Origin of the sequence: Rhodococcus sp. NPDC059968 (genome assembly GCF_042738615.1) — a bacterium.
Taxonomy (GTDB): domain Bacteria; phylum Actinomycetota; class Actinomycetes; order Mycobacteriales; family Mycobacteriaceae; genus Rhodococcus_F.
Map to the genome: position 1 here is coordinate 90,751 of NZ_JBHWUE010000020.1, position 10,946 is coordinate 101,696.

Below are 10,946 nucleotides of genomic sequence, written 5' to 3' on the forward strand. Positions count from 1 at the left end.
CGGACGAGGTAGACCTGGCAAGGAGGTAGTCGCACGTGCGAGAGCTGCTGCCACATCTGGCACGGCACTGGGAGGCCGGTGAGCCCACCGCCCTGGCCACTGTGGTGCAGACCTGGCATTCCGCCCCACAACAACCGGGAGCTGCACTGCTGGTCGGACCAGACGGGGTCTACGGCAGTGTCTCGGGAGGATGCGTCGAGGGCGCCGTCTACGAGCTGGCACAGGACGTCCTCACCGACGGCATCCCGCAGTTGGCCCGCTACGGCGTCACCGACAACGAGGCATTCGACGTAGGACTCACCTGCGGCGGAGTCCTCGATGTCTTCGTCGAACGCATCGATGCCGGCACCTTCCCATCTCTGACATCGGTCGTCGGCTCGGTGCATTCCCTCGAGCCCATCGCCATCGCCACCGTCATTCGTCACCCCGAACCAGATCGGATCGGCCAGCGGCTGGTACTCGACTCCTCCTCGACACTCGGATCGCTGGGTTCATCCCGCACCGATCGCGCCGTGACCGAGGACGGCCGTGGGTTACTGGCCCACGGCAGGAGTTCGGTGCTGCACTACGGACCGGACGGCGAACGGCTCGGCGCAGGTATGGACGTCTTCCTCCGCTCCTTCGCTCCGCCACCACGAATGATCGTCGTCGGAGCCATCGACTTCGCCGCTGCCGCAGCTCGGATGGGGAAGTTTCTCGGCTATCGCGTCACCGTGTGCGACGCCCGCCCCCTCTTCGCGACGCAGGCCCGCTTCCCGGACGCGGACGACGTCGTGGTCGACTGGCCGCATCGATACATCGCGGCCGAACGAGACGCCGGCCGAGTCGACTACCGTACGGTCCTCATCGTCCTGACCCACGATGAAAAGTTCGATACCCCACTCCTGCGGATGGTGCTCGGCGACGATTGGGGTGATCACCGCCCGGCCTACATCGGAGCGATGGGATCTCGACGCACACACCACAAGCGGGTGGCGAATCTCCGCGAAGCCGGACTCGGCTCTCACGAAATCACGCGACTACGTTCACCCATCGGGCTGAACCTCGGGTCGCGCACACCGGAAGAAACCGCTGTCTCCATCGCTGCCGAGATCATCGCTGCCCAGTGCGGCGGCGATGGGCAGTCCCTGTCCTCGACCACCGGCAGCATTCATCCAACCCAGACCTGACCCACCGTTCGCGACGTCCGTCCGCACGTCGGAGCGCGGAGCGAAATGCTGATCGGCAGGGGGCTGCCGCGTCGCGATCACCGCATGTTCTCTCGAACTGCGCGGTCAGGGGCACCCTCACCGAACGTAGCGACGACGAACTGTCCGCGGGAAGACCGCGAAAAAAACTCCAATGCAACCCGATGAAAGGACGCTTCCATGAGAGTCGTGCTGTGCGGCCCACCCGGCGCCGGAAAAGGAACCCAGGCAAAGTTGTTGTCGGAGTATCTCGCAGTCCCCCATATCTCGACCGGAGACTTGTTCCGCGCCAACATCGGCGAGGGGACGCCGCTGGGAGCGACAGCGAAACAGCACCTGGACGCCGGTGACCTCGTGCCACCCGAATTGACCATTGCCATGGTGCGGGGGCGCCTGTCCGACCCAGACACTGCGGCCGGGTTTCTGCTCGACGGATTCCCTCGCTCGGTCATGCAGGCCAATGCGCTCCTACAGATCCTCTCCGGCCGGGGGGAGGAACTCGACAGTGTCGTGGAGTTCAGGATCGACAGCGACGACGCCGTGCAGCGGATGCTCGAGCGCGGGCGCGTTGACGACACCGAAGACGTGATCCGCAATCGCCTCGAAGTCTATCGGGCGGAAACACTCCCACTGCTGGACTTCTACGCCGAGCAACTCGTCACCGTCGATGCTGTGGGTGAGGTTTCCGAGGTCAACGACAGGACGCTGAAGGCGCTACTCGCCTAGATCTCAGAGGAAGTGGCGGATCTGCGCTTGCACACACCGCCCATCCTCATTCGGTGGGCCACGAAGTCGCGAAGGTCCTGTCGGCGACTCATCGCTCACCACGCGCGGCCCGCGGTCTGACGAGACCGACACCAGGTGTGGCGTGGGGGACACACGCGGGTCCCGCCTGCGGGTCGGTGGAAGCAGTGCGCGAGTAAGCGGTGCATGATCGCGCTGACCAGCACATTCAGTCATTGACACCGTCTAAACAGGACGATATGGTTCACGCCATCCGAAACGTACGGTCCGGATTGGACTATTAGACCCGGGCTGATGTATCTGACCTCTCCCAGATGGGCAAATTGACATGTCACAACATGACGACAGGACCTCAGGACAACAAAGTGTGCCGAAGGCGCCGCTGGCCGCAGCATTCGCTTCCGTAGCTGGCTGGGCATTTGACCTGTTCGACCTATTCCTGCTCCTCTACGTGGCCGGCCCGGTCGGCCGCCAAATCTTCCCAGCACACAGTGAGACACTCAGTCTGGCAGCGGTATTCGCTTCTTTTGCCGTCAGTGTCCTCATGCGTCCGGCAGGAGCCGCCGTCTTTGGGGAACTTGCCGACCGAAAGGGCCGCAAGGCCATCATGGTCACCGTCCTCGCCGGCGTCGGCCTCTCCACAGCGGCCATGGGCCTAGTTCCCACGTATGCCACCATCGGGGTAGTCGCACCGATCATCTTCATCGTCCTCCGCATCATCCAGGGGCTCTTCGTCGGCGGTGTCACCGCAACGACTCACACCCTGGGCATTGAGAGCGTGGCCCCACGGTGGCGGGGACTGATGAGCGGCCTCGTCGGCGGCGGCGGCGCGGGTCTCGGCGCGGCCATGGCGAGCATCGTCTTCCTCGTTGTCAGCACATTCTTCGCAGGCGATGCTTTCGACGAACTCGGTTGGCGTTTCATGTTCTTCAGCGGCCTCCTCGGTGCACTGCTGAGCCTGTTCGTGCTACGTAAGGTCGAAGAATCTCCCCTCTGGCTGGCCGAGCAGGCTCGCGCTAAGACGCGCGCACACACCAACCCGACAGCGAACAACACCAAACGAACACGATTCCGAGACCTCGTGGCCGGGCGCTACCGAAAGATCCTCCTCATCAACATTGCCGTTACCGCAGGCGCGGGCGCCCAGTACTACCTCACCTCAGGCTTCCTGCCCACCCTGCTCGACTCGACGATCGAGATGCCGGCCAGCAGCCGCGGTACCGTGCTCCTTGTCTCGAGCCTGGTCGTGGTCCTGTCCGCCACTGCAGCCGGTGAGTTGAGCGAACGAATCGGGCGCCGCAAAACGATGCTCGGGCTCGGTGCAATCAACCTCGTGGCGCTGCCACTGATCACCCTGACCCTGGCGAAGACCAACCCGACGAGTACCGGTGCGGTCATGCTGTGGGCCTGCCTACTTGCAATGCTCGCCAACGCCGCCTACGCGCCAGTGATGGCCTTCCTCAACGAGCGATACCCAACGGCGCTACGCTCCCGAGGCACCGCAGTCTCGTGGAACACAGGGTTCATGCTCGGTGGACTGACACCCACGTTCGTGAACCTCCTCAGTCCCACCATCGACGATGTGCCCGGACGCCTCGCGATCTTCCTCATCGGCGCACTGATCGTGTTTCTGGTTGCAGTGTCGAGCAGTCCCGAAACCCGTGGCAATCTAGACCACCCCGCCCTCGGCGCCCAGCCCGGCAACGCGGGCGAGGCGGTCTCCACCGCTGGTGAGGGTCGACCCAGCCCGGACCACCGCCGATCGCTGCACTAGCAGCCCCTGGCGCGCAACATGATCACCGGCACGCAGGACATTGCCGATGTTCGGGTGTCCTGACAACTGTCCCATCGCGCGCTGCTCGCGGAAGAACCGAGCGTAGTCCTCCTGGTCGAGGTCCGAGCGCAGCACCTTGACCGCGACAGTGCGGGCGAGCGCCGTTTCCTGGCACCGATAGACCACGCCGAATCCACCGCGCCCGATCTCACTCACGTCCTCGAACCCCTCGGATTCGAGTTCCACCCTGATCAGTGGGCTCACACCCTGAGAAGGTGGCGGTCCGTCCGGGTTGGTCATCGACTGGACCGCCTCCTCAACGAGGGGGCATGACCTTGGACCATCTTCTACCGCCGACTCGATCTGGCGGTCCGCGCTCCACCAACTGGTTCACGCGGCACGCCGATCATCGCTTACATCGGTGATGAGCCTACCGCTGACCACGATGCCCTCGAGTCGTCTTGTGAGGGGTCTCGGTAAGCCGTCGCGGCCAACCACGACGAGGTTGCTCGTGCGTACGCGAGCTGTCGAATCAGCGCGCGTGGCGACATGCATGACCGACCTGTGATGAGGCTGAAAATCGCGATGAGGGCATGGAGGAACAAGGTGGGCACGGGGATCCTGTCGTGTGCGAATGCGTGAGATCTGTGGGGAATCGAGCTACCGATTGGTGCAGCGGGAGCTAGTGCGCCGTGGGACATGGCTTCGGATACGAGCCATTAGACGATGTTGTTGCTCATATGTCACCCACTCGCAGTGGATTTCGATCAAGCGCCGATATCGCAGACAGCCCGTAGACGAACTCACGGGAGGTGTCACCTTTCCGAAGTTGGGACACTTGGAACCCGACAGCTGCTGCTAGTCGGCGTTCGTACTCGTTGATGTCGATTGCGAATGCGGCAGTGACATCCCTCGGAGCCGGCCCACCAAGCGGTTCCCAAAGAAGCGCAAAGTCCAGAATGTCGTTGTCACAAAGACTGTTCCACATTTCGTTCCTATGTGAGGCGCGTGCTCAAGTTTGCGTAACTGCCTGGGATCTGTCGGATCGCCAGCCGCCCGATCCGTCCACGTGACCCGCCGAGCGACTCACGGAACGAGACGAGGATCGTCCGTTCGCAGGGGGTGCGGGGTATGTGCCCGCTAAACTGCGTATTTCCCCTTGAGCGCAGTTGGAATCAGGTATGACCTGCCACAAACGTTCGATGAACCGGAGCCGCGACATTCCGAAGTGAACGAGGATCTCTTCCTCCTCCGGACCGCCGTATGGTGCCCACATACTGGCGAACTCGATGAGGCGCTCCGCCTCGGTGTCGCGATGCTTGTGCGTGCGGTTGACCTCGGCCCATGCGGCGCGTCGCCGCTGGGACCATCTGCGATACTCGCGAGAATTCATCGGATTGAACGATCTACTCAGGGCCTGTGGTGGCCTTCGGAATTTGGTCGTCCTTGCCGCGGCAAGGCGTGAAAGCGGAGTGACATCGGTTCAGGGGTGACTGTCAAGTTGATTTCCGCACGGCGCACTAGGAGAGGCGAAGGGCGCGCTGGCGATATTCGCTGGGGGTCATCCCGTACTCCGCGCGGAAGATCTCGCCCACAGGCTGCATGGCCTGGAGCGGGTCGGCGAGGTCCAGTCCGGTACTCCTCGGTGTGGACGCTTCGAAATCAGCTCGACTACTGCACGCCGGGCGATTCGGTCGACGTGCCTTGTGCATTGTTCAGGTGCGTATCGATCAGCATGGCGGGGATGATCTCGGCGTCCGCGGATTCGCACTGGCACTGGCCCGTAACGCGGCCAGAACGCGCTGCGGTGTAGGAACGTCCAGCCGGCACACGCTGTCGCACAGGTGCGTACCCTCGGGGCGCATCACGTCGAGGCCGTCGACTAACACTGTCGGTGATGCGTATTGGCCGACGATCTCGATGATCGCAACATCATCGATGCCCAGATCGACCAGACAAGCACTCACGAGTCGGCGTGCAGAGTCGGCGTGCGGGCAGCCGGGTGAGGTCCGCAGTTCGATACGCACAGGAATCACTCCTTAGCCGCCGTACAGCTCGTCTCTTTGGTAAGTATTCTCCGAAAGGGGGCGAGTTGTACGGCGGCATGCTTGTCTATGTGGTGCTCAGTACCTGTCTCTTCTCCCGCTCCTGCTGCATGGTGACTCTCCTGCGCGTGACCGGCGGCGTGGCGATCCCGATCCCACCGATGGCCAGCAGAATGATGCCAGGCGCGAAGAACCACCATGACAGTGTCGTCGTCGCGGTGCCGGCAGTGGGAATACTTGCTGCCTTCTGGAAGCTCCCGACATTGTCCTCGATGGCGGAAACCAGACCTTGGAAGCGGGGAAGAATCGTGTTCAACTGCGAGACACCGGTGGCGACGGCGGGGTAGTTCTGCACCATGAAACCTTGGAACTGTGTGGGATTCATGTCGAGAGCACCCGCTAGCGCCGGCAGGGTCTGCTGCTGCAATTGGTTGGACATGTTCTGAATGACATCCATGTCCGACCGTGCCGCCGCCGCCCCCTGGTCCGTGAACACCGGGCCGAACGCTGTGGTCAGATCATCGACGGCTGTGGCCTTGCTCGGTACCGACAGCACGAGGGGCGCAACGATGAACACAATTCCGACGACGGCGCTCACTACGAGGGTTGCCCGAGCCAGTTTCTCCCGGCCGAGAACGAGGGCGCTGCCGGCGAGGAGGAACAGCGCCGCACCGGGGATCAAGAACAGGAACGGCACCGTCGTGCTCGGCAGAAAGTTCGTTGGGATCTCATCGGCTTTGCGGAAGTTCGGAGCCTGCATCTCCAGTCCGCCGACGAGATCCTGAAACTTGGGCAGGATCGTGTTCAACTGCGACACGCCATTGTCGACGTCCGGGAAGTTCGTTCCCATGTAATCCTTGAATTCGTCTGGGGGCATACCGAGGGCGCCAGGCAATGCTGGCAGCGTCTGCGCTTGCAGTTGGTCGGACATTGCTTGCACGGTGTTCATGTCGGCTCGAGTCTGGGCGAGCGCGGAGGGCGTCATACTCGATCTCAAGCTTCCCGTCAGTTTCTCGACGCCGTTGGTGTTGCTCAACATTCCCGTTACGAGCGGAAATAGAAAAAGTACTATCCCGAGGGTCGCGACGGCCGTGAGCACTATTTTCTTTACCGACATCACTGTTCTCCTGTAGCTTCTTTGCGCACCTTGTTGGTGTGGTCGAATTTGCGGAGTAATGGTCATTGGCGCCCCTTGGGAGGACGGTCATTTCGATGGGCAAATCGCGTAACTGTGGGTTGCGCCACAGCACTGAAACGACAGTACGACAGCGCCTACTCGATCGAATATCGTTAAGCTGCGGAAAAGTAGCCCATTCGTGGCCGGTTTCGACAAATTCGGTCAACAAGGCCGTTCGCAGATCGGACAGGCAACAATCGGCCAGGCTCCGAGGGAAGTTGTCCTACTGTCGGATAGTTCTCCATCCATTAGGGAAATCGACTGACATCACCGCACTCAACGCGTCGGCGCACATCGACTGGGTGTTTGAGTGGGTCGTGCAGTTCAAAAACAAGAAGTCGAAGATTGGCGTAGCGACGACACCGCCGACTACGAATCAGGAGACGACCACGCTACGAAATTAGTGCTGCGCCTGCGGGGTCCACTCCGACCTCGGCGACTTGTTCGCTGCCCGGCCCGGACACGCCAGGACCTCGACCGGTGAGGTGGCCTGAGTCGTCAGCATGTGAAGGCACTGATGGTGGCCGTCGACATCGTCCACGGCGGGCGGGGTACACAAGTCATCGGCAGCGGCGGAGTGTGAAGGCGAGAATGCGTGATCAACCGACGAGCGCCGGAATATCAATAAATGAGACGGGAATGTGGCGTCGGCCCAGCGGTCACAATGACCTCATCGATCACACGCATCACCTAGCGTTATTGCGACCGGTTGTTGGAAGCGGCTCGCCCCGAAGATGAGCCGTCCGGGGTGGGCCGATGTCTAATCTTTCGAAATACCCTCACCTGAAAGCTATGCCGGTCACGGATTTGCGAGGGCAATGTATTTGGTTTCGATATATTCCTCGATTCCTTCGTGGCCGCCTTCGCGGCCCAATCCGGATTGTTTGAGACCGCCGAAAGGTGCTGCCGCGTCCGACACGACACCACGGTTGACGCCGACGAGCCCAGCTTCTAATGCTTCGGATACTCGCAGTGCTCGATTCACATCACGGGTGTAGACGTAGGCCGCTAATCCGTATTCTGTGTCGTTCGCACTCGCAATCGCTTGATCTTCGGTGTCGAATCCGGTGATTGCTGCAACAGGACCGAAGATTTCCTCACGTAACAGCCGCGCGCCGCTGGGTATGTCGGTGAGGACGGTCGGAGCGTAGAAGTATCCCGCACCGCCGAGTGCATGTCCGCCGGTGAGCACCGTGGCGCCGTGCATCACAGCATCGTCGACGAGGGCCCCGACGACGCCCAGTTGCCGTTCGTTGATCAGCGGGCCGAGTCGGGTCCCGTCTTCATAGCCTGGGCCCACCGCAAGGGCGGAGATCTTTTCGGTCAGCTTCGTCGTGAACTCCGCGCGAACCGCGTTGGCGACCAGTATGCGATTGGCTGCGGTGCATGCTTGGCCGCCGTTGCGCATTTTCGCCGCCAGTGCCCCTTGGACCGCGTCGTCGATGTCGGCATCATCGAAGACGATGAATGGTGCGTTGCCGCCGAGCTCCATCGACGTTCGCAGGACGAGGTCCGCGGACTGGGCGATCAACCGTTTTCCCACAGCGGTCGAACCCGTAAAGGTGACCTTGCGCAATCGGGCGTCTGCCATCAGCGCCCCGCTGATCGCAGCAGCGTTCGAGGTGGGGAGAACCGATAAGACGCCTCCCGGGAGCCCCGCTTCGACGAAGATCCGTCCGAGCACCATGAGCGTCAACGGAGTGTCTTCGGCTGGCTTGACAATCATTGTGCAGCCGGCGGCGAGCGCCGGTGCGATCTTGCGGGTGCCCATGGCGAGCGGAAAGTTCCATGGTGTGATCGCGAGAACCGGACCCACCGCCTGCTTGGTCACCAGGATACGGCCGTTCCCTGCGGGCGCGTGGGTGTAACGGCCGTGTATACGGGTCGCCTCCTCGCTGAACCATCGTAGGAACTCGGCGCCGTATGCGACCTCACTACGGCTTTCGGCAAGCGGTTTACCCATCTCGAGACTCATCAGCAAGGCCAGCTCTTCGCCGCGCCCGACAACCAGTTCCCACGCGCGACGCAAAATCACAGATCGCTCCCGGGCAGGGGTGGCGGACCAGGACTGTTGAGCGGCAGCGGCGGCATCGAGTGCGGCAACGGCGTCCGTCTCGGTCGCGTCGGCGACGTCGATGAATGTCTCGCCTGTCGCCGGATTGCGCACGCCGAATGTTGCACGGTGCGCGGAGTCGGATTCACGGCCACCAATCAACAGCTTGGTGGGTAATCCGGCGACCAGGTCGTCGAGCTTGCTCAGGAGTGCGGTGGTCATAGTGGGGACTCCAGGGAGTAGTGATGTGCTCTGGCAAGGATTGGGACGGACCCGGAGGCCGTTGGCGTTTGCAGTGCCGGGTCTGGCGGCGCCCGAGTCGACACCTGTCGCGACTGCGGAGGGTTACACCTCGGCGTGGTTTTTTGCGGTGTCAGGCAGGTACGGGTAGAGGGGGAAGGCGTCGGCGAGCGTGGTTGCCCGGGCGGCCAACTCCGCCTCGTCGCCGCCGATGAGTGTTTCGGCGACGATGTCGGCCACCTCAGTGAACTCGTCCCGGCCGAATCCCCGCGTGGCCAGTGCGGGCGTGCCGATTCGAAGTCCGGAGGTGACCATCGGCGGACGCGGATCGAAAGGTACCGCGTTGCGATTGACGGTGATTCCGACACGGTGCAAGGCGTCTTCGCCGTCGCGTCCGGTCAAAGGTGAGTTGCGCAGGTCCACCATGGCGAGGTGTACGTCGGTACCGCCGGTGAGGACGGCGATCCCTTTGCTCCGCACGTCGGTCTCCGACAGACGGGCCGCGAGCAGCCGTGCCCCCTCGACCGAGTTGCGCTGCCTGGTACGGAACTCCGCGGTGGCAGCGATCTTGATCGCGACAGCCTTGGCCGCAATGGCGTGCATTAGGGGGCCGCCCTGCTGACCGGGAAAGACGTTGCTGTCGATGGCCTTTGCGTGCTCCGCCGTCGTGAGGATAACCGCGGAACGCGGCCCGCCGAGGGTCTTGTGCACCGTGGTGGTGACGACATCGGCATACGGAATCGGCGACGGGTGAAGTCCCGCGGCGACAAGCCCTGCGAAATGTGCCATGTCCACCCACAGCGTGGCCCCCACGTCGTCGGCCACAGCGCGGAATGCCTCGAAGTCAAGTTCTCGTGGATACGCCGACCATCCGGCGATGAGGACCCGCGGGCGTTCGGCGCGGGCAATGGTGAGCACCTTGTCCATGTCGATCCGCGACGTCCGAGGATCGACCTGATAGGCCGCCGCGCGATAGAGCTTGCCCGAGAAATTGAGCCGCATGCCGTGGGTAAGGTGACCGCCATGTGCAAGGTCCAAACCCAAGATGGTGTCCCCGGGTTGGGCGAAGGTGCTCAACGCGGCTGCACTCGCCTGCGCACCTGCGTGTGGCTGGACGTTGGCGTGCTCGGCTCCGAACAGCACTTTGACGCGGTCTATCGCGAGTTGCTCAACGACGTCGACGAACTCGCAGCCGCCGTAATACCTGCGCCGGGGGTACCCCTCAGCGTATTTGTTGGTCAGAACTGAGCCTTGGGCCTCCAATACCGCACGCGGTACGAGGTTCTCGGAGGCGATCATTTCGAGCGTCGAGCGTTGCCGCCCGAGCTCGCCAGCCATCGCAGCGGCGAGCTCGGGGTCGACGTCAGCGAGTGGCAGGTCCATCACGGACTGAAGACATGTGCTCACGCTTCGTCGCCGACGGTCGTGAACGTTGCCACCGAGCGGCTCTGCAGACGCGGAATGACCTCGCCGAGGACGAGCGTTTGAAACGGCTCGGAGGCGCGGTGTTCCTCGTAGCCGGTCGCGTCGGTGTAATGCTCGTAGACGACGAAAGTGTTCGGGTCATCGTTACTGACCTGCGCTTGGAAGTGGACCGTCTTCTCTTCGGCGCGGTTGCCCCGGGTCATTTTCTCGAGGATTGCCCGGATGTAGTCGGCCTCGCCTTCTCGTGCGGTCCAGGTGGCGATGATGACGTGTCCCATGATGTGTTCCCTCCGGTGGGTGA

General features: G+C 62.6%; 7 protein-coding genes and 1 pseudogene. 3 read left to right on the plus strand and 5 right to left on the minus strand.

Going from position 1 to position 10,946, the window contains the following annotated elements:
• The first annotated feature begins 35 nt into the window (after window positions 1-35).
• From ACFWAY_RS18545 to ACFWAY_RS18555, 3 genes are all read left to right on the plus strand, one after another.
• Window positions 36-1,169, plus strand: coding sequence for an XdhC family protein (locus ACFWAY_RS18545; RefSeq protein WP_378511591.1), 1,134 nt, complete (start codon window positions 36-38; stop codon window positions 1,167-1,169).
• A gap of 198 nt (window positions 1,170-1,367) precedes the next feature.
• Window positions 1,368-1,913 (plus strand): adenylate kinase, encoded by a 546-nt coding sequence (locus tag ACFWAY_RS18550; protein WP_378511592.1) that lies wholly within the window; start codon window positions 1,368-1,370, stop codon window positions 1,911-1,913.
• 385 nt (window positions 1,914-2,298) lie between these two features.
• Window positions 2,299-3,705 carry an MFS transporter gene (locus ACFWAY_RS18555; RefSeq protein ID WP_378511593.1) on the plus strand — a complete coding sequence of 469 codons (1,407 nt, stop codon included), beginning with the start codon at window positions 2,299-2,301 and terminating at the stop codon, window positions 3,703-3,705.
• Window positions 3,706-3,729: 24 nt separating this feature from the next.
• Here the strand turns inward: ACFWAY_RS18555 and ACFWAY_RS18560 are convergent.
• From ACFWAY_RS18560 to ACFWAY_RS18580, 5 genes and pseudogenes are all read right to left on the minus strand, one after another.
• A pseudogene (locus tag ACFWAY_RS18560) lies at window positions 3,730-4,005 on the minus strand (protein kinase); the annotation flags it as partial.
• A 1,812-nt stretch (window positions 4,006-5,817) separates the two neighbouring features.
• Window positions 5,818-6,867, minus strand: coding sequence for a hypothetical protein (locus ACFWAY_RS18565; RefSeq protein WP_378511626.1), 1,050 nt, complete (start codon window positions 6,865-6,867; stop codon window positions 5,818-5,820).
• 859 nt (window positions 6,868-7,726) lie between these two features.
• Window positions 7,727-9,202 carry an NAD-dependent succinate-semialdehyde dehydrogenase gene (locus ACFWAY_RS18570; protein ID WP_378511594.1) on the minus strand — a complete coding sequence of 492 codons (1,476 nt, stop codon included), beginning with the start codon at window positions 9,200-9,202 and terminating at the stop codon, window positions 7,727-7,729.
• Window positions 9,203-9,325: 123 nt separating this feature from the next.
• Window positions 9,326-10,603, minus strand: coding sequence for a serine hydroxymethyltransferase (gene glyA / locus ACFWAY_RS18575; RefSeq protein WP_378511595.1), 1,278 nt, complete (start codon window positions 10,601-10,603; stop codon window positions 9,326-9,328).
• Between the two features lie 20 nt (window positions 10,604-10,623).
• Window positions 10,624-10,923, minus strand: a complete 300-nt coding sequence (locus tag ACFWAY_RS18580) for a putative quinol monooxygenase (RefSeq protein ID WP_378511596.1) — start codon at window positions 10,921-10,923, stop codon at window positions 10,624-10,626.
• Window positions 10,924-10,946: the final 23 nt, after the last annotated feature.